This window comes from Kitasatospora sp. NPDC001225 (assembly GCF_053597855.1).
In genome coordinates this window covers 23,742-45,030 of the sequence record NZ_JBSFJC010000072.1, presented here as the reverse complement: position 1 = coordinate 45,030, position 21,289 = coordinate 23,742, and the positions used below count along the sequence as shown (strand labels likewise).

The window sequence follows — 21,289 nt, the reverse complement described above, 5'->3', positions numbered from 1 at the left end:
ACCACGGCCCACCGGCGGCGGGCGGTGGGGGCCCACCCCCCCCCCCCGCCCGCCCCCTTCCCACCACACCCGAAGGGAAGCGCAGCCATGTCCGTAACCGGATTCCCGTCACCCGTCGCCGAATCGGCCGCCGGGAGGCTGGTCGCCGAGAACCTGGCGGCCGGCTCCTGGAACGACGCGGCGGTCAAGTTCGGCAACACCTTCGGCGCCGTCGCGGGCTTCCTGGGCATCCTGCTGGTGGTCTTCCTGGCCGCCGGTCGGGCCCGGGGCCGCCTGGCCCGACCGCTGGCGGTCGCGGTGTTCCTCGGCCCGGCGGTGCTGCTGCTGGCCGTCGGCCTGGTCGTGCCGCTGGTCCGCACGGTCTACCTCAGCCTCCAGAACGACGACGGCACCCGGTTCGTCGGCGGTGAGAACTTCGGCTGGGCCCTCACCTCCGACTCGGTGCAGAAGGTGCTGGTCAACACGCTGCTCTGGCTGGTGGTCGCGCCGCTCGTGGCGACCGGGCTGGGGCTGGTGCTGGCGCTGCTGGTCGACCGGATGCGCGGCCAGTCGGTGTACAAGTCGCTGATCTTCATGCCGATGGCGATCTCGCTGGTCGGCGCGTCGATCATCTTCAAGTTCGTCTACGAGTCGCGCGGGCCGGGCCAGCCGCAGATCGGCCTGCTCAGCCAACTCGCCGTCGCCGTGGGCTGGGACGATCCGCCGAACTGGCTGCTCTCGCAGCCGCTGAACACCTTCCTGCTGATGGCGGTGATGGTCTGGGTGCAGACCGGCTTCGCGATGGTGGTGCTGTCGGCGGCGATCAAGGCGATCCCGGACGAGGTGGTGGAGGCGGCCCGGCTGGACGGCGCGAGCGGGGTGCGGCTGTTCTGGTACGTCACCGTGCCGATGATCCGCACCACGGTGATGGTCGTGCTGACCACCGTCATGATCATCACTCTGAAGGCCTTCGACATCGTCCGCACCATGACCGGCGGCAACTTCGGCACCCAGGTGCTGGCCAACGAGATGTACTCGCAGTCCTTCGTGCAGTTCAACTCCGGCCGGGGCAGTGCCCTCGCGGTGCTCCTCTTCCTCGCGGTGCTGCCGCTGGTGGCCTACAACATCGTGCAGCTGCGGAAGGAGCGTGAGGTCCGGTGACCGGGACGGGCGGCCGGGAGCAGCCGGCGGAGTCGGTGCGGTCGGTGAAGGCGGCGCGGTCGGTGCCGCCGGTGCGGAAGGCCTTCAGCAGTCCGCTGGCCTCGGTGTTCGTGATCGCGATGACGGTCCTCTGGACGATCCCGACGCTGGGCCTGCTGGTGACTTCTCTGCGCCCCAAGCAGGACGTGACGGCCAGCGGGTGGTGGAATGCCCTCCTCCATCCGGACCTCGGCCTCGGCAACTACCACTCGGTGCTGTTCGAGGGCGGGTCCGGCGCCTCCACCGGCCTGATGCCCTTCCTGGTCAACTCGCTGGCGATCAGCGTCCCGGCGACGGTCTTCCCGCTGGCACTGGCGGCGATGGCGGCGTACGCGCTGGCCTGGGTGCGGTTCCGGGGGAGCGACGCGGTCTTCTTCACGGTGTTCGCGCTCCAGGTGGTGCCGCTCCAGATGGCGCTCATCCCGCTGCTCCGGCTGTTCGCCGGCGGTGCGCACCTGGGCTCGCTGACGCTGATCCCGGCGGTGGACCTCAAGGGCAGCTACGCGCCGGTCTGGCTGGCGCACACCATGTTCGCGCTGCCGCTGGCGGTGTTCCTGCTGCACAACTTCATCGCCCAGCTGCCGCGCGACCTGATGGAGGCCGCGGTGGTGGACGGCGCCTCGCACTTCAAGATCTTCCGCTCGATCGTGCTGCCGCTGTGCACCCCGGCGCTGGCCTCGTTCGCGATCTTCCAGTTCCTGTGGGTCTGGAACGACCTGCTGGTGGCGCTGACCTTCGCGGGCGGCACACCGGAGGTGGCGCCGATGACGGTGCGGCTGGCGCAGCTGTCCGGCTCCCTCGGCGGGCGCTGGGAGCTGCTCACGGCCGGGGCGTTCCTGTCGATCATCGTTCCGTTGATCGTCTTCTTCAGCCTCCAGCGCTACTTCGTCCGGGGGCTGCTGGCCGGATCGGTGAAGGGGTAGCCAGGGGAGTCCTGTGGTGGTGAGGGCATTCTGAACACGTTCGAAACTGATTTTTGAACTTGTTCAGAATGGTCTACAGTCGGCAGCGGCCGGGCGTTGAGCGCGCCGGTCCGCGGACCGCCCGATGGGTGCCGTCCGCATGCCTGCCGACCACTGAGGGGGACTCATGCCAGGCCCGTCCACGCCTGCCCCGTCCGATTCGCCCGGTCCGACCGAGTCGGCCGACTCGACCTCGCCGGGGTCGACTGAGTCGCTCGATCCGACTGGGTCACCTGACTCGACTGGGTCGCCCGACCTGATCGCGCCGGGGGCGGCTGGGTCGTCCGACTTGACTGAGTCACCCGACCCGACCAGGTCGCCCGATCCAGTCGCGCCGGGTCCGACCGAGTCGTCCAACCCGTACGACGCGTTCGACCCGTACGGTCCGTACCGCCCGACGGGCACCCGCCCGCAGAGCAGGCCGGGTCCGGGCCGGGCGCCCGGCGTGGCCGTGCCCTCGCCCCCCGCGTGGCTGGGCCCCAGCGCCCCCGAGCGCCGGGCGGGGGCCACCCCCAAGATCCTCCTGGCGGCCCTGCTCGCCGGCCTGCTGACGGCCTGGCTGCTCTACGACGGCCTGGGGCCCAACCTGCTGCTGCTCGGCGCCGCCACCGCTGTCGGGGCGGGGATCGCAGCCCGGACGGCCGGGCGCCGGATCCGACCCTGGACGGCGGTGTGGAGCCTGCTCGCCCTCGCCCTGCTCGCCGTCCCGGCCCGGTGGGACGCCGGCTGGCCCGCGGTGCCGGCCGTGGTCGGTGCGCTGGCGCTGGCCTCGCTGGCGCTGCACGGCGGCCGTCGCTGGCCGGGTGTGCTGTTCCCGCTGCCCGGCATCGTGTGGCAGCTGGTGTCCTCGGTGGTCTGGGTCTGGGAGAGCATGGACCGGCGGCCGCTGCCCGGCCGCGACCGGATCGTCCCGGTGCTCAAGGCGCTCGGGGTCGCCGCCGCCCTGCTGACCGTCTTCGGCCTGCTGTTCGCCAGCGCCGACGCCGCCATGGCGGATCTGCTGGGCGGTCTCAGCCCGGATCTCGACCTCGACCAGCTCCCGGGGCGCGGCGCGTTGTTCGTGCTCGGGACGGTGACCGTGCTGGGCTTCGCGCACATGGCCGCCGGCCCGCGCCGCTGGGACCGTACGGTGATCCGGCCGGGCCGGGAGCGGCGGCGGCTGGAGTGGGCGCTTCCGCTGGTCGCGCTGAACCTGATGTTCGGTGTCTTCGCGGTGATCCAGGCCGTGGTGGTGCTCGGTGGCGCGGACGCCGTGCTGAGCAACACGGGGATGAGCCGCTCCGAGTACGCCCGGCAGGGCTTCTGGCAGCTGAGCGTGATCACCGTGCTGACGCTGGTCGTGGTGGCGGTCGCCAACCGTTGGGCGCCGCGCACCACCGTGGCCGACCGCCGGGTGGCGCGGATCCTGCTCGGGCTGCTCTGCCTGCTGGCGCTGGCCGTGGTGGCCTCGGCGCTCGGCCGGATGTGGTTCTACGTGGACGCCTCCGGGCTCACCCGGCTGCGGCTCTGGGTACTGGTGGTCGAGGTCTGGCTGGGCGCCGTCTTCCTGCTGCTGATCGCCGCCGGGCTGACCCGCCGTGCCGGTTGGCTGCCGCGCGTCGTCGTCCTCAGCGGGATGCTCACCGTCGCGGTCTACGGCCTGATGGGCCCGGACGCGATCGTCGCCGAGCAGAACGTCACCCGGTACGAGCAGGCCCTGCGGGACGACCCGCGCGCCGCGGCCATCGACCTGCGCAACGTCCGCGGGCTCTCGGCGGACGCGGTACCCGCCCTGGACCGGCTCCCCGAGCCGCAGCGGAGCTGTGCGCTGCAGCTGATCGGGCAGGGCCTGGGGGCGGAGTCGAAGCCCTGGTACGCGACCAACCTCGCGGCCACCCGGGCCCGGGAGATCCTGGCGGAGCGGCCGCGGGTCGACTCGACGACGGTCGGCCGTACGGCCTGCGATCAGGCGGGGCTGGCGTACGAGGCCTGGTAGGCCGCCCGAGGGTGGAGGCGGGGGCCGCGGACAGCGGTAGGGCCGGCCGGGAGCGTGCTGCTCCCGACCGGCCCTGGGCGTCGTGCGGCGCCGGTCCGTCACCTACGGCGTCGGCGCGCGGTGGCGGTGTCGGCACACGGTGACGGTGACGGTGACGGTGTCAGTGCATCGCGACGGCGGAGGAGCCGCTCGGCAGGTCGCTGGCCTTGGCCTTGATCACGAAGACCGCGACGAGCAGGGCGACCGCCGCGAGCGCGGCGCCCACGATGAAGCCGTGCGAAATGCCCTGGGTGAGCACGGTGTTCGCGGCGTCGGTGCCCTGCGGGAACTCGTGGTGCTGCTGGAGGTAGGCCAGCTGCTCAGGCTTCGCGCTCTCCATGAACTTCGGCAGCTGCACGGCGGCTTCGGCCGTGGCGTAGTGCGCGAAGACCGTGGTCAGGATCGACAGGCCGAGCGAACCGCCGATCTGCTGCATCGAGTTGAGCAGGCCGGAGGCGGCGCCGGTCTCCTCGCCCGGGACGCCCGCGACCGCGAGCAGCATCACCGGGACGAAGATCAGACCCATGCCGAAGCCGAACACCACCGTGGGGCCGAGGACCCCGTCCAGGTAGCCGCTGTCCTTGCTCATCTGGGTCAGCCAGGTGAGGCCTACGGTGACCAGCAGTGCGCCGCCCGCCATGAAGGGCTTCGGGCCGTACTTGGCCTGGAGGTTGGAGGCGATCTGCGCGGCGATGATGATCGCGACGCTGATCGGGAGGAAGGAGACGCCGGCCTTCAGCGGGCTGTAGCCGAGCGGACCCTGCACGAACAGCACGACGTAGAAGAAGATGCCGAACATGGCCGCCGCCAGGCAGAGCATCATCACCAGGCCGCCGGTGCGGTTGCGGTTGGCGAACAGGTGCATCGGGGTGATCGGCTGGTCGGTGCGGCTCTCGACCACGAGGAAGGCGGCGAGCAGGATCGCGCCGGCCGCGAAGGAGCCGAGTGTGATGCCGTCCGACCAGCCGTCCGAGGCGGCCCGGATGAACCCGTAGACCAGGCCGACCAGGCCGAGCGTCGAGGTGAGGGCGCCGGGGAGGTCGAAGCGGCCCGGGTGGCGCTCGGACTCGGCGATGTGGCGCGGCGCGGCGATCGCGATCAGGATCGCGATCGGCACGTTGACGAAGAACACCCAGCGCCAGTTCAGGTACTCGGTGAGCAGACCGCCGGCCAGCAGGCCGATCGCGGCGCCGGAACCCGCCACCGCCGAGAACACGCCGAACGCGCGGTTGCGTTCCGGTCCCTCGTCGAAGTTGGTGGCGATCAGGGCGAAGGCGGTCGGGGAACAGATCGCGCCGCCGATGCCCTGGAGCGCGCGGGCGGCCAGCAGCAGGCTGCTGTCCTGCGCGAAACCACCGAGCAGTGAGGCCAGGCCGAACAGCAGGGTGCCGAAGATGAACACCCTTCGGCGGCCGAGGATGTCACCCGCTCGACCGCCGAGCAGCAGCAGCCCGCCGAAGGTCAGGGTGTAGGCGTTGATGACCCACGACAGGTCGGTGGTCGAGAAGCCCAGGGCGTCCCTGATGTGCGGCAGTGCGATGTTCACGATGGTCGCGTCGAGGACCACCATGAGCTGGGTGGCGGCGATGACGGTCAGGGTGATGCCCTTGCCCCGCCCCTGGTTCGTCCGCGGTGGCGGGTTCTTGCTGAGCGTGTCGGAGATAGCCACGAATGTGCCCCCTGCTGGCTATGTGCTCGGTGGTGCGGGGCCGGCGGAGTCGCCGGTCCGGGCATGGCACTGCGCCCTTGCGCAGGCCGAGAAGGAACGGGATCGTTCACTAAGCGGGACGATATCCTGGCCGTGATTGTGAACGCAAGCGTTCCTTAAGGGTGGTGGCGATGGAGCGGTTGGTGCGACGCCTGGTGGCGGACCGGTCCGGTCGGTCGCCGGGTGGTTCGGCGGGGCCGGCGCCCGGAGAGGCGGCTGTTCGGCCCGAGGTCCTCCGGCCTGAGGCCGTGCGGTCCGGGGCTGTCCGGTCCGGGGCCGTTCGACCGGGGGAGGAGGGCGTCGGGGTGGCGCCAGGGGGGTCGGGCGCCGGGTCGGGCTCGGTGCCGGGTGGCGAACCGGGCTTCTGTCCGGTGCGGGCCGCCCGCCAGGCGCTGACGCGACCGGCGCGGCGCCGGGGGAAGGAACTGGAGAACGCGATCTTCGAGGCCGCCCTCGACCAGCTCACCTCCGGCGGATACGCGCGGCTCACCATGGAAGGGGTCGCCGGCGCGGCGCGGACCGGGAAGGCCGCGCTCTACCGGCGCTGGGCATCCAAGGACGAACTCGTCATCGACGCCCTGGACGCCACTCTTCCACGCCCTTACGACACCCCCGACCTCGGGTCCGCGCGTGACGAACTCCACCGGCTCATCGAGGGGTTCACGCAGGCGATGGCCTCCCGGACGGGCTCCGCGCTCAACGCGCTGATGGGCGAGATCGACCAGGAGCGGGCCGAGGTCTTCAAGGCCTTCATCACCGACCGGGTCATCGAGCCGACCGCGCGGACCATCCTGGAGATCCTGCGTCGCGGTGCCGAGCGCGGCGACGTCCGGCCCGGTGCGGCCACCCCGCTGGTGGCCGACGTCATTCCGGCGGTGCTGCTCTACCAGGTCAAGATCCGCGGGCTGGAGAACATGGGGCCGGGGTTCGCCGGTCGGCTGGTGGACGAGGTGCTGGAGCCGATGATCCGGGCCTGAGGCGGTCGGTGCCGGGCCCGGGCACTGCCGGACCCGGTGCCTCCCCCGGACCCCTCCCTCCCGGGAGGCGGATTCGGCGGTCATGAGCGGGCTTAGGCTGGAGGCTGCCCCCGCTGAACGGATTACGCCATGCCCATCGTCCCCCCGACGCACTCCGTCGAACGCTCGCTCCGCCGGGCCGGCGCCAAGATCGTCGTCGGTCTCGACGAGGTCGGGCGCGGCGCCTGGGCCGGGCCGGTCACCGTGGGCGCGGCCGTCACCGGTCTGCGCAAGGCGCCGGAAGGGCTGACCGACTCCAAGCTGCTCACCGAGCTGCGCCGTCGCGCGCTCGCACCCGTCCTCGCCGACTGGGTCACCGCGTACGCGCTCGGGCAGGCCACCCCGCAGGAGTGCGACGAGCTCGGCATGACGGCGGCGCTGCGGCTGGCCGCCGTCCGCGCGCTGGAGGCGCTGCCGGTCGAACCCGACGCGGTGATCCTGGACGGCAAGCACGACTATCTCGGCGGACCCTGGCGGGTGCGCACGGTGATCAAGGGCGACCAGTCCTGCATCTGCGTCTCCGCCGCCTCGGTGCTCGCCAAGGTCCACCGTGACGGCCTGATGGCCGAACTGGGCGAGGGGTGCCCGGACTACGGCTTCGCCGACAACGCCGGCTACCCGTCCCCGGTGCACCGTGCCGCGCTGGAGGAGTTCGGCCCCACCGAGCACCACCGGCTCTCCTGGGCGTACATGGACGGACTGCCGAAGTGGCGCCATCTCAAGCGCGTTCGGGAGGGTGCGGGCGACGGCCAGGGGTCCGCCGACGAACAGTTGACGCTCGGTTTCTGACGGTCCGTCTGGAATTGCCCCGGGGGGGCGGCAGGAGGCCGGCGCCCAAGGGGTGGGGTGCCCGTGCGCGTCCGACCGGCATTTGATAGATATCCGGGTATGCCTGTCTTCCCCGAGGAGCCGGAGATTCACGAGAGCCTCCCGGGCCCCGGCGTTCCCTTCCTCCGCGAGTCGGACGCACAAGCCCCCGCCACCGCACCCACCACCGTCGTCGCCCCGGCTCCGGTGCCCGGACCCCGTCAGGCGCCCCCGCGCCCGGCCCCGCCGCGCGCCGCCCGTCCGGGCCCGCCGCAACTGGTCCCCAAGCCCGGGCCGGCACCGCGCCGCCCGGCCCCCGCCGAACCGCGGGTGGAGGTCCAGCGGATCGCCGCCACCCCGGCACAGGCGGTTGAGCGCGCCGACGACGCGGTCGACCTGCTGCTGGAGTCCGGCCGCACTCCGGGCGACATCCTGGTGCTGACGGTCGGCGAAGCGCACCCCTGGCAGCAGCACGAGCTGTCCTTCGGCGAGGAGCGCTACTGGGCGCAGCTCGCCGAGGGCGGGGACGTGTTCTACGCGGACGCCGCGCTGACCCGTCCGGTCCGTCGCGAGGTGGTCGTCCTGGTGGTCAACGGCGGACCGTCCGCCCGGGCCGCCGAGGCGTACGCCAGGGCGCTCGACCACGCGACCGCGCTGCTGGTGGTCTGCGGCGACGCCGGCCCGGCCGCGAAGGGCGCGGCCGGAACCACGCCGGGCCGCCCGGGCAAGGCCTGACCACAGCCGTCCACTTCGGGCCCGGCGCCGCTGTACGGTGCCGGGCCCGAGGTCCGTCCCGCGGCCCCCGGTGGCTGACGGCCGGTGCCGACGGCCGTTGTCGAAGGCCGGTGTTGACGGCCCGACGGCCGAGGGCTGCCGCGGACTCAGCGCGTGCCGGTACGGCGGGTCGGTTCGGCCGCCGCGGCCCGCGTCGCGGCCCACGGGGGCTCGGACTGCGGGGAGCGCGCCGTGTCCTCGCCGCGCTTGGCCTGGTCGGCCGCCAGCAGGCGGGTCCGCTGGCCGCGCGGGGCCTCCAGCGCCGAACGCGGCGGCAGTTCCGTCACGGTGTGCACCGGCCCCTCGGCCCAGGAGCCCGAGTGCGGCTTGCGCCCGCCCCGACCGTCCCCGAGGACCTGCCAGCCCGCCGGGGTGAGTCCGATGTACGCCCCGCAGCGCAGTCCGTGCAGTGCGGACGCGTCCCGCAGCGCCCACATCCAGGCGCCGTCCTGCGCCGTCCAGCCGGGTGCGCCGTCGCGGCAGCGCAGCAGTAGGGCCGTCCGGGTCGGCTCGGGCAGTCGCAGGTCGTGCGGGATGATCCGGCGCAGGTTCGCCAGCAGCGCGTTGCGGTGCTGCCATCCGTCGGTGTCGTGCGGCCAGGGGGTGAACGAGGCCGAGGCGGCGAGGTGGTGGAGCGCGTCCAGGACGGCGACCACGACGGTGCCCGGCTGGGGCAGGTGGCGCTGGTGCAGTTCCACGACGAACTCGCGCGGGTCGCGCAGCAACGGGATCCCCGAGGCGGTCCAGGTCTCCAGGTCCAGCACCCGTCTGGGTTCCGGGCTCCCGGAGAAGGGATTCTGACCTCGGCCGATACCGTTGATCACGATCCTCCTTCCTGGCCCGTGGGCAGGCGGGTGCCTGGGTACGCCGAAGGGCGGGTCCAGCGGACCGGATTTCGGGTACCCCCCAATTCTCGGGGCATCGGGGGCGGAGCGGCAACGATGAAATGATGAACGCCATCCGATAGCCCATGGTCTGCCGGATATGTTCCACGGTCGCCCGAACGCCGTGGAGGTGCCGCCAAGCCTTGATCCACAACGCTCGGAGGGCAGGGTGAGCCGTCATCGGCACGGTGGTCACTCCTTTCTCGGGCCGTTCGACCGGTGTGATCGAAATCGCTTCGCTTGATCCTTTCTGTTGGGCCATTCGAGTGAACGAGAGGGCTCCTTCGCCGGTTTTCCGGCGTCGGGTCACCCCTGCACGGCCAGCACCAGCGGCAGCACCGCGCTCGCCCCCGCCCGGCGCAGCAGCCGGGCGGCCACGGTGACCGTCCACCCCGAGTCGACGAGGTCGTCCACCAGCAGCACCGGCCCACCGGCGGCCGCCACCGCCTGCTCGACCTCCGGTGGCAGGACCAGCGCGCCGGCCAGCGAGTGCAGCCGCTGGGCGCTGTTGCTGCGGGCGCCGTGCGGGGGCAGCCCGCCGGCGTACTCGATCCGGCCGAGCAGCGGCAGCCGCCCGATCTCGGCGATCCGCGCGCCCAGGCTGCCGACCAGCCGGGGCCTGGCGGAGGAGGCCATCGTCACCACGCCGACCGGCCGGTCCAGCCGAGCTCCCTCCGTGGTCGCGGGCCCGGCCCAACCGCCCGGACCGCGGGCCCAGTCGGCGAGCACCGCCACCAGGGCGTCCACCGCCTCGCCGGGCACCGGCACGTCCGGCGCCTGCTCGGCGAGCAGGGCGCGCAGCCGATTGCCCCAGCCGATGTCGGACAGTCGGCCGAGCGCACGGCCGGTCTCCGCCTGCTCGCCCGCCGGGATCCGGCCCTTGAGCGGCACCCCGAGCGCGTCCATCCCGGTCGGCCAGAGCCGTCGGGGCTCGAAGCTCACGCCCGGGCGGCCGAGCGCGGCCCGGGCGGCGGCCAGCGCCTCGGCGGAGACGTCCGGGGTGTGCAGCGGCCCCGCGCAGTTGTCGCACCGGCCGCACGGCGCGGCCTCCTCGTCGTCCAGCTGGCGGCGCAGGAACTCCATCCGGCAGCCGGTGCCCGCCGCATAGTCGCGCATCGCCCGCTGCTCCGCCTCCCGGGAGGCGGCGACCTTGGCGTAGCGGGCGGTGTCGTACTCCCAGCTCTGGCCGGTGGCCGTCCAGCCGCCCTTGACCCGGCGGACGGCGCCGTCCACGTCGAGCACCTTGAGCATGGTCTCCAGCCGGGCCCGGCGCAGGTCCACCCGGGGTTCCAGGGCGGCGGTGGAGAGCGGCCGGCCGGCCTCGGTCAGCGCGTCGATGGTGCGGCGCACCTGATCCTCCGGGGGGAAGGCCAGCGAGGCGAAGTAGCGCCAGATCGCCTCGTCCTCGCGCCCGGGCAGCAGCAGCACCTCGGCCCGGTCCACTCCGCGCCCGGCCCGGCCGACCTGCTGGTAGTAGGCGATCGGCGAGCTGGGCGAGCCGAGGTGCACCACGAAGCCGAGGTCGGGCTTGTCGAAGCCCATGCCGAGCGCGGAGGTGGCGACCAGCGCCTTGACCCGGTTCGCCAGCAGGTCGGCCTCGGCGGTGCGGCGCTCGGCGTCCTCGGTGCGGCCGGAGTAGGAGGCCACCGGGAAGCCGCGTTCGCGCAGGAAGGCCGTCACCTCCTCGGCGGCGGCCACCGTCAGGGTGTAGACGATGCCCGAGCCGGGGAGCCGGTCTAGGTGGTCGGCCAGCCAGGCGAGGCGGTGCGCCGGGTCGGGCAGGGAGAGCACGCCCAGGGTGAGGCTCTCCCGGTCGAGCGGCCCGCGCAGCACCAGGGCGTGCTCGTCGGTGGTGCCGGTGCCGAGTTGCTCGGCGACGTCCGCGGTGACCCGGGCGTTGGCGGTGGCGGTGGTGGCCAGCACCGGGACGCCGGGCGGCAGGTCCGCGAGCATGGTGCGCAGCCGGCGGTAGTCGGGGCGGAAGTCGTGCCCCCAGTCCGAGATGCAGTGGGCCTCGTCGACCACGAGCAGGCCGGTGGAGGCGGCGAGCTCGGGCAGCACCTGGTCGCGGAAGTCCGGGTTGTTCAGCCGCTCGGGGCTGACCAGCAGGATGTCGACCTTCCCGTCGGCGACCTCCTCCTGGATCGCGGTCCACTCGTCGGTGTTGGCCGAGTTGATCGTGCGGGCCTGGATGCCGGCCCGGCCGGCCGACTCGACCTGGTTGCGCATCAGGGCGAGCAGCGGCGAGACGATCACCGTCGGCCCGGCGCCGCGGGCCCGGAGCAGGGCGGTGGCGATGAAGTAGACGGCGGACTTCCCCCAGCCGGTGCGCTGGACGACCAGGGCGCGGCGGTGGTCGACCACGAGGGCCTCGATGGCCGTCCACTGGTCCTCGCGCAGGGTGGCTCCGGGGCCGGCGAGCTCGCGCAGGACGGCCTCGGCCCGCGCCCGGACCTCGGCGCGGTCGGCGGTGGCGGTGGTGTGGATGTCGGGCTGCTGCATGGCGTCCATGTAACCCCGTACCGCCGACAAGCGACGAATGCCGGGGAGCGGAGACGGGGGAAGGTGGGATGTATTTCATCAGCTGATCCGCTGAACGGCGGTCAAAATCCACTCGCGGGAGGGAGTGTCGCCTGCTCCGAATGAGTGAGGGAAAATTCGGGGGCGGAGTTATCCACAGGAAAAAAGTCGGTTCCGACATCGTTCGCGGATTGCGTCCACTCTTGCGGCCATGAACGCGATGAACAACGAACACGTCATTCTGTCCCTCGGACCGGCCTCCGACCACCGGCAGGTCGTCATGCGCGGCCCGGCCGACATGGCCGAGCTGCTTCCGTACTTCCTGGGCTTCTACCCCGACGACAGCATCGTCGCGGTGGGGCTCCACGGCCCTGGCCTGCACCAGGGCGGGGTGATCCGGGCGGACCTGCCGCGGTCGCCCGCGCAGTGGCCGGCCGCGGCGGAGGAGACGGCCGCCCTGCTGGTCGCCCTCTCCGAGCGGCACGGCGCCCGGCCGCTCCAGGTGCTCCTCTACCTCTGCCAGGACCGCGGTACGGCCCACGCCCCGCCGGTGGTGGACGGGCTGCGGCCGCTGGCGGAGGCCCTCCGGGCGGCCTTCGGGCGCCGGGGCGTGGCCGTCAAGGAGGCGCTGTGCGTCTCGGACGGCCGCTGGTGGTCCTTCCTCTGCCGCGGCGACGGGTGCTGCGACGCGGCGGGCAATCCGGTGCGGCGCAGCCCGGAGCCCGGTCCGGCGGCCGCCGCCGCGACGGTGGCCGGCCTGGTGCCGCGCGGCAGCCGCAAGGCCATCATCGGCGGGCTGGACCCGGTCGGTCCGCCGGCGGACGCCGCCCAGCGCGAGGCGCTCGCCCGGGCCGAGGCCGTGGACGCCCTCGCCAGGGAGCAGCGCCTCGCCCTGCTCGACCAGGCCTTCGCCGAGTTCCGGGCCGGAGCCAGGGAACTCGACGCGGACCGGACGGCCCAGCTGCTGCTCGCCCTGCGGGACCGCCTGGTGCGGGACCGCGGCGTCGAGTACGCCAGGCCCGACGAGCTGGCCCCGGCCGAGCGGCTCTGGCGCTTCCTCGCCCGGCGGGCCGTGCCGCCGTACGAGGGCTGTGCGGTGGCCCCGCTCACCCTGCTGGCCTGGACGTCCTGGGTCGCCGGGGACACGGCGACGGCCCGGGTCGTGCTCGGGCACGTCCTGCGGCTCGCCCCGGGCTACCTGCTGGCCGAGCTGCTCTACGAGTCGCTCAACGACGGCATGACGCCCCAAGGGCTGCTGGCCGCCGTCGAGGCCCAGCGCCGGCGGCGCGAGGAGCCCGGGGACGCCACGGTCCCGGGCGAGGAGCCGCGGCCTCCGGCGGGCGGAGCGCCGAACGCCGAGGTGCCGCCGCCCGCCCAGGGGGCGCCCCTCCGCGACGACGCGGGTCCCGGGCCCGCCGCCCCGGGCGCCGGCGAGGCCCCCGGTGAGCGGCCCGGGCGGTCGGCCGGCGCGCGGCGGCACCGGCGTGGCGGTCGCCGGAAGGGCTCGTCCACGGCGTCGGTACCGACGGATCCGGGTCAGGGCGCCCCGGACGGCTCGGGAGGCCCGGAGCCGGACGGCGGTGGCGCCGGGGCGGTCGCCCTGCTGTCGGCGCCCGGACGGGCTGTGGCGCCCGGGCACGCCAGGGTGGCCGGGGAGCGGTTCGCCCGGGGCCTGCGGCTCGGCCGGGCGGCGGCCTGCGTGCCCGCCGCCCGGACCGGCCACCACCGCTGCCGGGGCGTCCGGCGGGCGGCGGGAGGAGGCCACCGTGCGCACTGAGCCGCTCCGCGCCGCGGCGCCGGCCCGAGGGCCGCTACGCCTCGCCGTGCGCCATCTTGATCAGGCGGTCCAGCACCGTGCCGCCGCTCATCCGAAGGCCGTCGTGCTCCCACTCGTTGGTGATCCAGGTCCGCAGGCCGCGCACCGCGCGGGCGGTCTCCAGCGAGTCGGCGGTGTCCACGTACATGTCGTCGTGGTACACGGCCGCCACGACCGGCACGGTGTTGGTGGCCAGTCGCACCCGGTCGTACAGGTCGGGCCAGTCGGTGCGGGCGGCGAGCAGGTCCGCGGTCTCCTTCAGCGGGCGCAGCGCCGGGTCGGTGTCGAACATCCAGGGGTAGATCATCTCCCCGGTGAACAGCACCGGCGCGTCGGACTCCAGCGCGGCCCGGGCGTCGAACTGCGGGAACTCCTTGCGGACCCGCTCGGCCGCCCAGGCGGTGCCGCCCTGGTCCACCGACCGCTGGCCGTAGATCGACTCGTGCAGCACCGCGTAGAGCGGGCCGCCCGCGAAGGAGAGCTGGGCCTGGGCGCCGGCCAGGAAGGTGTCGGAAAGCTCGACCCCGGCCGCGCCCTCCACCCAGGCCTCCTCCAGCAGGTAGTGCAGCGTGCCGGAGCCGTTGCCGCCGCCGAGCAGCATGCCGAGCGCCTGGAACGCCTCGACGGTGAGCAGCCCGCCGTCCGGCAGGGTCGCGGGGAAGTCGGCGAGGTGGGCCGCGATCCGGCGCACCGCCTGGACGTCCTGCGGGAACCGGGCGTAGTGGCCCTCGTTCTTGCCGACCACCCGCGGGTAGGCGGCGCGGTAGACGTCGTCGGCCGAGCTGCCGAGACCGGAGAGGCCACCGGTGATGAAGGCCTCGGTCAGGCCCTCGGGGGCGATGGAGAGGTAGGTGAGGGTGCAGAAGCCGCCGAAGCTCTGGCCCAGCACGCTCCAGCGCCGGTCGGCGCCGAGCAGCCGCTCGCGGATCAGCTCGGCGTCCCGGACGATCGAGTCCGCGCGGAAGTGGGCCAGGTAGTCCGCCTGCTCCTGCGGACCACCGCGCCGGGCGAGGGTCTGCCGGGTCGCGGGGGTGGACCGCCCGGTGCCGCGCTGGTCGAGCAGGAGCACCCGGTAGTCGTCCAGGGCGCGCTCCAGCCAGGAGTCCCGGCCGAGCGGCCGGGCGGCCTTGCCGCCCGGCCCACCCTGGAGGTAGACCAGCCAGGGGAGGTCGGCCCGCTCGCGGCCGGCGGCGACCACCTCGCGGGCGTACACCTCGATCTGCTCGCCCTGCGGGGCGGCGTGGTCGAGCGGCAGCTGGAACACGTGGTCGGTCGTGACAATCCCGGGCAGCCGGCTGATGGTGGACATGCAACTCCTCGGTCTCTGCTGGTCACAGCGATGGCGTCGCGGTTCACGGGGTCACCGGGTGCGGGGGCCGCGACCCCCGCACCGTATCCTGGCGGCGGTCGAGCACCGGTTCGACCGCCCCGTCCGTCCGACCGGTCGGCCGACCCCGGCCGACGACCGCCCCGAGCGGGCCCGACGGAGGCCCGCAAGACGAGCGCCGGCCCCGGATCGCGGACGGTGACGCGCCCGCGCCGAGGCCCCGGTGACGTTCCGACGGAAGCTGTACGGCCGCCCGGCAGAACCGTCCCGACCAGCGGCGCAGCGGCGGGGCGTGACCTGGTGGCGGTGCGCGGCGTTCACTCCGGGGGTCTCCGCCCGGTTCGGGCGGGCCGATCACCGGGCGGTGCGGACCAGAGCGCCCGGACACCGGCAGCCGTCGGCGGCCGCGTGCGGCACCATGACCGGTGGCCACCAGGGGGCCGAGCGTCACGGCGGGTGCGGGCCGCGGGGGAAGGGCGTCACTGGCCGACCGGGCCGCCGGACCTGACGGCGTGCCGGGCCACGGCGAGGGGCCCCGGGAACGAAGGCGCGGCGCGCCGGTACCGGCCCGGTACCGAGCACCGCATGGCACGACCCGTCACCGGGTACGGCCAGAAACGGCACACCCGCCGACGGGACGGCCCCGCCGGCCCGGCATCATCAGCACGCGATCGAGCATGCTCGCGGCCCACCGGCCTGACCCGGCCACCGGACCGCCGAGGGGAGGAGAGTCCGGTGACCGCCATGAGGCCACCACAGGCCATGCCGGCCGAGAGCGTGGTCGGCGCGCCGCCCAGGCCGGTGGGCCGCCACGACCAGGCCCCGGCAGCCGGGCCCGCGGGCGCACCGCTCGGCCCGGGCCGAGCCGCGGCCCCGCCGCGGCCGCAGCCGCCCGCCGTCCACCACGCGGTGATCTGCGTCAACGCCCCGGCGATGGCCGCCTCCGGCCCCGATGGCCAGCTGCGCGGCCACGGCCTGCACGGCTTCTACCGCAACGGCGTCCGGGTGCTCGCCCGGATGGAGCTGCGGCTGGGCGGCATGGAGCCGCTGCCGCTCCAGGGCACTCTGACCAGCACCGCCCAGGCCCGCTTCCTCGGCGCCGTCCGCATCCCCGGCGACCTCGACCCGGATCCGGCAGTCACCGTCGAGCGGCTGCGGCACGCGGACGGCGTGGAGACCGTGGTCGTGCGCAACACCGGTCCCCGGCCCGCCCGGCTGCCACTGGAGATAGCCCTCGGCACCGACCTCGGCCCGGTCGCCGAGATCGCGGCCGGGCACCGCCAGCCCGACCTGCCGGGGCAGGTGCAGTCCGCCGGAATGCGCTGGACGGGCCCGGTGCACAGCGCCGTGGTCAGCGCTCAGCCCTCCCCGCACGCCGTCCTGGCCGGCGCCGGCGTGCTCCGCTGGGACCTGGAGGTCCAGCCGGGCGCCCGCTGGTCGGTCGAGCTGCACACCGAGCTGGAGACCGCCGCCGGCGGCCCGCGCCCGCCGGGCGGCCGCGGCACCGGCGCGCCACTGCCCTGGTCCGAGCCGGAGGTCCGCAGCGACGACACCCGGGCCGCCCCACTGGTCTCCCGCTCGCTGGACGCCCTCGGCGGGCTGCTGTTCGCCGACCCGGACCGCCCGACCGACCTCTACCCGGCCTCCGGAGCGCCCTGGCGCTTCGGCCTCGCCCCGGCCGACGCGCTCTGGGCCGCCCGGCTGACCCTGCCGCTCGGCACCCGGCTGGCGGCTGGCACCCTCCGGGCGCTGGCCCGCCGCCAGCAGCTCGCCCCCGCCCCGGGCCGCACCGAGGGCCTGCTGCCCGGCGCCCTGCGCCACGGCGGTCCCGAGCTGCCGCCCACCTGCACGGCCACCGAGGCCACCCTGCTGTTCGTCACCGTGCTGGCCGAGGCCTGGCGCTGGGGCCTGCCCCCGGCCGAGGTCGCCGAGCTGCTGCCGACCGCCGAGCGGGCCCTGGCCGCCCTGCGGGAGGGTCTGGTCGACGGCTTCGTCACCGACCTGAGCCGCCCGGCCGAGGAGCGCTCCGCCCACCCGGTCGCCGCCCGCGCCGAGGTCCAGGCGCAGGCCCACCGCGCCGCCCTGCATGGGGCCGAGCTGCTGGAGGCCTTCGGTCGACCGGGCGCCGAGGACTGGCGCGGCTGGGCCGCCGGGCTGCGCCGGCGCTTCCGCGAGCGGTTCTGGGTAGACGACCTCTCCGGCGGCCGCCCCGCGGCCGGGCTGGCCCCGGGCGGCCAGCCGCTGCCCGCCGTCGCCTCCTCCCTGGTGCACCTGCTGGACACCGGGCTCGCCGTCGACGGCGGCCGGCACGAGAGCCTGCTGGACCGCGAGCAGACCCGGCTGCTCGCCCAGCGCCTGGTCGCGCCGGAGCTGGACAGCGGCTGGGGCCTGCGCACTCTGAGCGCCAAGTCCCTCCGCTTCAACCCGCTGGGCCACCGCGGCGGCGCGGTGCGGGTCCACGAGACGGCGCTGGCGGTCGCCGGCCTGGCCGAGGCCGGTCACGAGAACGAGGCCGGCACCCTGCTGGAGGGCCTGCTCGCCGCGAGCGCCCACTTCGAGGGGCGCCTGCCGGAGATGTACGCGGGGGAGCAGCGCACCCCCGGCTGCCCGCCGGTGCCGCACCCGGCCGCCTGCCGCCCGGCGGCGGTCTCCGCAGCCGGTGCCGTGCACGCGGTGTTCGCCCTCGCCGGGGTCCGGCCCGACGTCCCGGGCGGCCGGGTGCTGGTCCGCCCGGCCAGCACCGCACCGCTCGGCGAGCTGGAGCTGACCGGTCTGCGGGTGGCGGGCGAGCCCTTCTCCGTCCGGGTGAGCAGGATCGGCGTGGCGATGGTGGAGGAGGCGTCCGAGGATCTGCAACTCGTCGCCCGCTGAGCCCGCCGCCGCCCGCCACCGCCCGTCCGGGCCCGGCGCCGGTGACACCGGGTCACCGGCACCGGGCCCGTCCGCTCCCGGCCCGGCGCGGCCCGTACACGAACCGCGCCGGGTCGGGCGGGGGCCACCGGCCAGGAGCGGCCACGCACGGGCCTGTGCTTATCGTCAGAGAGACGACTATGATCGTCGCCATGTCGCGCTACGATCCGTCGGCCTTCCCCCCGTTCGCTGTCACGGTTGACCTCGTGGTGCTGACGGTGCGCGACCACTCGCTCTGCGCCCTGCTGGTCAGACGAGGCGAGCCGCCGTTCCAGGGGTACTGGGCGCTGCCCGGCGGCTTCGTCCGCCCGGACGAGGGCCTGGCCGAGGCCGCCTCCCGTGAGCTGGCCGAGGAGACCGGCCTGCGCGCCCACACAGCCCCCGGCCAGGACGCGGTCGGCCCCGGTGCGGCCGGCGCCCACCTCGAGCAGCTCGCCACCTACGGCCACCCGCAGCGCGACCCCCGGATGCGCGTGGTCAGCGTCGCCTACCTGGTGCTCGCCCCCGACCTGCCGACGCCCCGGGCCGGCGGCGACGCCAGCGGCGCCCGCTGGGCCCCGGTCGGCGAACTCCTCGGGGAGAACCCGGCCGACGGCGTCCCGCTCGCCTTCGACCACGGCCTGATCCTCGCCGACGGTGTGGAACGCGCCCGCTCCAAGATCGAGTACTCCTCCCTCGCCACCGCTTTCTGCCCGGCCGAGTTCACCGTCGGTGAGCTGCGCCGGGTCTACGAGGCGGTCTGGGGAGTGGTGCTGGACCCGCGAAATTTCCACCGCAAGGTCACCGGCACCCCCGGCTTCCTGCTGCCCTCGGGCGGCACGACGACCCGTCAGGGCGGTCGCCCGGCCCAGCTGTTCACCGCCGGCGGTGCGACCGTCCTCAACCCGCCCATGCTCCGCCCGGAGTCCTGACCCCCGCGGGCCCTGTGCCCGGTCCTGTCCCCAGCCCTCCGCCAAGCCCTGCGTTCGGCCCGCCCGAACCCGGTACCGACCCGCCGTTCTGCGGTACCGGGCAGCCGAATGGCCTGGCCTGGCTGCGGACCCGGAGGCGTCGGCGCAGAGTGTCGGTGGACGCTCCGACCGCCCGGGCCGGAGGCCTCCGGCCCAGGGAGTCCCGCGATGGCCATCAAGGACTGCGCCAACCAGCGAATCCTCATCGAGGGGCTGGCGGCGGACTACCGGAGCCTGGACAGGACCACCACCGCAACGGAGAAGGAACTGGCCGAGCTGCAGGCCGAGCACGCGGCGCCCGAGGCGATCGCCGCCGTCGAGGAACGGCTGGCCGCCGAGCGGGAGCGGTTGGGCGAGATCGTGGTCGAGGGCCAGGCCGCCGTCGACGACTTCCACGCGGAGTGCGGCGGTGAGCAGCTCCCGCCACCGCCCTGGCCTTCCCGGTAGGAGCCGCACCCCTCATCGGACACGGAGCCCCGCCCGTCCGGCACCGCCGAAGCTGCCGAAGCCGCCGACACCACCGGAGCCGCCGAAGTCACCGAAGCAACCGACTCCGCCGGGACCCGGAACGGACCGGTCGACCGTGAATCGCAGGATCGGATTGTCCCCTGATCGGGTGAGGTGGGCAGCCGGCGGGCCCGTGCCGTTCCCGTAATGCCCGGAATAGCCGTCGCCGCCCCCTAATGTGCTGGCGCGGAGCCGCGCGGGTGCATGCCCGCCCGTCAGGGGTGCTCCGCGTCGAACAGCTCGGCCGAGGGCACGGGAGCAGCCAGCGATGATCCAGATCACCGGACTGACCAAGGTCTACCGCAAGGGCGCTCCGCCCGCAGTGCTCGACCTGACCTTCGACGCCCGGCCCGGCACGGTGACCGCGCTGCTCGGCGCCGAGGGGGCGGGCAAGTCCACCGCCCTGCGGCTGATGCTCGAACTCGAACGCGGCCAGGGCGTCACGCTCTTCGACGGCCGCCGCTACCGTCGGCTGCGCCACCCCGAGCGCGAGGTGGGGGTGCTGCTGCCCGGCACCGGGGAGGCTGCGGTGGCCGGACATCCGGGCCGCAAGGCGCGCAGCCACCTGCGGATGCTCGCCGCGGCCGTCGGCGTCCCGGCCCGGCGGGCCGACGAACTGCTGGAGCAGACCCGGCTGGCCGCCGTCGCCGGGCAGCGGCTGCGCACCTTCTCGCCCGGCATGCACCGCCGCCTGGCCCTGGCCGCCGCCCTGCTCGGCGACCCCGGCGCGCTGCTGCTGGACGGGCCCGCCGACGGCCTGTCACCGCGCAACGTCGAGTGGTTCCACTCCTTCCTGCGCTCCTTCGGGGCCGCCGGCGGAACGGTCCTGGTGACCACCCGCACGCCGCAGGAGGCCTCGCAGCTCGCGGACCGGGTGGTCACCCTGGACCGCGGTCGACTGGTGGCCGACCAGCCGGTCGCGGAGTTCCGGCGGACCAGGCTCAGCCCCGAAGTGGCCGTCCGGGGGCCGCAGATGGCGCGGCTGGCGGACCTGCTGGTCAGCCAGGGCGCGGACGTCCGACGGGACGGCAGCGTGGGCCTCGCGGTGGCCGGCATCGACCGCACCGAGATCGGCGAACTCGCCTACCGCCACGGGATCCTGTTGCACGAGTTGGCGGACCGGGTGGTCGAGCAGCCGGCGCCGCGGGTCGTCCTGCCGGCCGGCTCGGGCCGCTCCGGCCACCTCCGCCTCCACCCGGAACCCGGGGCGGGGCCGAGCCCGGAGCCGGCCGAGCAACCGAACCCGGAACCGGACCCGGCACCGAACCTGGAACCGAAGTCGGAGCCAGGCCCGCAGTCGGCCGCCGAGCGGATCCCCGAACCGGCCGCCGAGCCCACCCCGGTCGGAGCCGTGACGACTCCGCCCGAACCGGCCACCGTCTCCGCCCCCGAAGCCTCCGTCCCCGAAGCCACCGCGCCCGAAGCCACCGCCTCCGTCCCCCGTGCCGCCACCGCCCCGAAGCACAACGCCCCCCGCCGCCGAGAGGACGGCTCCCTGCCCACCCGCGCCCTGCCCGCCGTGGCAATCGCCGCCGCGCTCCCCGCCGCCGCGCTCCCCGTCCTCGGTTCGGCGGGCCGCTGCCCCGGGCCCGTCGGCCGTCGCCCGGAGCCGACCGCGGAGGCCGGGTCCGACGCCCCCGCCAAGCCCGCCCCCGCGCCCACCGTCGCCGTCGACCGGCTCTTCCGCGACGACCCGGCCCCGGTCCTGCCGCATCCGCCCGCCCGGGTCCGGCCGCCGGGCCGCCGGTTGAGCGCCGACGACCTGCTCACCGACGACACCGTCCGCCTTCGTCGCCCCGTCTCGGGCACGAGCGCCGTCCGGGTCTCCACCGCCCAGCCCCCCGCCGCCCCCACGGCCCCCGCCATCCCCGCAGCCCCTGCCCCCGCCACCCCCGACGACCACCGGAGCGAGTGA

15 protein-coding genes are annotated in these 21,289 nt (G+C 74.8%); 11 read left to right on the top strand and 4 right to left on the bottom strand.

Going from position 1 to position 21,289, the window contains the following annotated elements:
• Window positions 1-87: 87 nt before the first annotated feature.
• From ACWDCZ_RS23955 to ACWDCZ_RS23945, 3 genes are all read left to right on the top strand, one after another.
• Window positions 88-1,140: a carbohydrate ABC transporter permease gene (locus ACWDCZ_RS23955; protein WP_079272796.1), complete on the top strand. Its 1,053-nt coding sequence runs from the start codon at window positions 88-90 to the stop codon at window positions 1,138-1,140.
• Window positions 1,137-2,102 carry a carbohydrate ABC transporter permease gene (locus ACWDCZ_RS23950; RefSeq protein WP_449816908.1) on the top strand — a complete coding sequence of 322 codons (966 nt, stop codon included), beginning with the start codon at window positions 1,137-1,139 and terminating at the stop codon, window positions 2,100-2,102. Before ACWDCZ_RS23955 ends, ACWDCZ_RS23950 begins: the two co-directional genes overlap by 4 nt.
• A gap of 328 nt (window positions 2,103-2,430) precedes the next feature.
• The gene (locus ACWDCZ_RS23945; RefSeq protein ID WP_449816907.1) at window positions 2,431-4,116 is read left to right on the top strand and encodes a DUF4153 domain-containing protein; all 1,686 of its coding nucleotides are present in this window, start codon (window positions 2,431-2,433) and stop codon (window positions 4,114-4,116) included.
• Between the two features lie 160 nt (window positions 4,117-4,276).
• Here ACWDCZ_RS23945 and ACWDCZ_RS23940 read toward each other — a convergent pair whose 3' ends face one another.
• The gene (locus tag ACWDCZ_RS23940; protein WP_049653101.1) at window positions 4,277-5,824 is read right to left on the bottom strand and encodes an MFS transporter; all 1,548 of its coding nucleotides are present in this window, start codon (window positions 5,822-5,824) and stop codon (window positions 4,277-4,279) included.
• A gap of 344 nt (window positions 5,825-6,168) precedes the next feature.
• Between ACWDCZ_RS23940 and ACWDCZ_RS23935 the strand changes: the two genes are divergently transcribed.
• The 3 genes from ACWDCZ_RS23935 to ACWDCZ_RS23925 all read left to right on the top strand — a co-directional run bounded on the left by ACWDCZ_RS23935 (window position 6,169) and on the right by ACWDCZ_RS23925 (window position 8,421).
• Window positions 6,169-6,840: a TetR/AcrR family transcriptional regulator gene (locus tag ACWDCZ_RS23935; RefSeq protein WP_380782488.1), complete on the top strand. Its 672-nt coding sequence runs from the start codon at window positions 6,169-6,171 to the stop codon at window positions 6,838-6,840.
• A gap of 129 nt (window positions 6,841-6,969) precedes the next feature.
• The gene (locus ACWDCZ_RS23930) at window positions 6,970-7,668 is read left to right on the top strand and encodes a ribonuclease HII (RefSeq protein WP_049653099.1); all 699 of its coding nucleotides are present in this window, start codon (window positions 6,970-6,972) and stop codon (window positions 7,666-7,668) included.
• Window positions 7,669-7,767: 99 nt separating this feature from the next.
• Window positions 7,768-8,421, top strand: coding sequence for a hypothetical protein (locus tag ACWDCZ_RS23925; protein ID WP_449816906.1), 654 nt, complete (start codon window positions 7,768-7,770; stop codon window positions 8,419-8,421).
• 146 nt (window positions 8,422-8,567) lie between these two features.
• Here ACWDCZ_RS23925 and ACWDCZ_RS23920 read toward each other — a convergent pair whose 3' ends face one another.
• Both ACWDCZ_RS23920 and ACWDCZ_RS23915 read right to left on the bottom strand, forming a co-directional pair.
• On the bottom strand, window positions 8,568-9,287 hold the full coding sequence (locus ACWDCZ_RS23920; RefSeq protein ID WP_375876205.1) for a hypothetical protein: 720 nt from the start codon (window positions 9,285-9,287) through the stop codon (window positions 8,568-8,570).
• A gap of 363 nt (window positions 9,288-9,650) precedes the next feature.
• Entirely contained in the window at window positions 9,651-11,846 is a 2,196-nt protein-coding gene (locus tag ACWDCZ_RS23915) for a RecQ family ATP-dependent DNA helicase (protein WP_449816905.1), read from the bottom strand.
• Window positions 11,847-12,075: 229 nt separating this feature from the next.
• Between ACWDCZ_RS23915 and ACWDCZ_RS23910 the strand changes: the two genes are divergently transcribed.
• On the top strand, window positions 12,076-13,641 hold the full coding sequence (locus ACWDCZ_RS23910; RefSeq protein ID WP_449816904.1) for a DUF4192 family protein: 1,566 nt from the start codon (window positions 12,076-12,078) through the stop codon (window positions 13,639-13,641).
• A 34-nt stretch (window positions 13,642-13,675) separates the two neighbouring features.
• On the opposite strand, the gene ACWDCZ_RS23905 is transcribed toward ACWDCZ_RS23910, so the two are convergent.
• Window positions 13,676-14,989, bottom strand: coding sequence for an alpha/beta fold hydrolase (locus ACWDCZ_RS23905; protein ID WP_449816903.1), 1,314 nt, complete (start codon window positions 14,987-14,989; stop codon window positions 13,676-13,678).
• A 762-nt stretch (window positions 14,990-15,751) separates the two neighbouring features.
• Between ACWDCZ_RS23905 and ACWDCZ_RS23900 the strand changes: the two genes are divergently transcribed.
• The 4 genes from ACWDCZ_RS23900 (at window position 15,752) to ACWDCZ_RS23885 (ending at window position 21,289) form a co-directional block, all read left to right on the top strand.
• The gene (locus ACWDCZ_RS23900; RefSeq protein WP_449816909.1) at window positions 15,752-17,878 is read left to right on the top strand and encodes an amylo-alpha-1,6-glucosidase; all 2,127 of its coding nucleotides are present in this window, start codon (window positions 15,752-15,754) and stop codon (window positions 17,876-17,878) included.
• Between the two features lie 191 nt (window positions 17,879-18,069).
• On the top strand, window positions 18,070-18,828 hold the full coding sequence (locus tag ACWDCZ_RS23895; protein ID WP_074005708.1) for an NUDIX hydrolase: 759 nt from the start codon (window positions 18,070-18,072) through the stop codon (window positions 18,826-18,828).
• A 207-nt stretch (window positions 18,829-19,035) separates the two neighbouring features.
• Entirely contained in the window at window positions 19,036-19,314 is a 279-nt protein-coding gene (locus tag ACWDCZ_RS23890) for a hypothetical protein (RefSeq protein WP_117489745.1), read from the top strand.
• Window positions 19,315-19,642: 328 nt separating this feature from the next.
• Window positions 19,643-21,289, top strand: coding sequence for an ATP-binding cassette domain-containing protein (locus ACWDCZ_RS23885; RefSeq protein WP_449816902.1), 1,647 nt, complete (start codon window positions 19,643-19,645; stop codon window positions 21,287-21,289).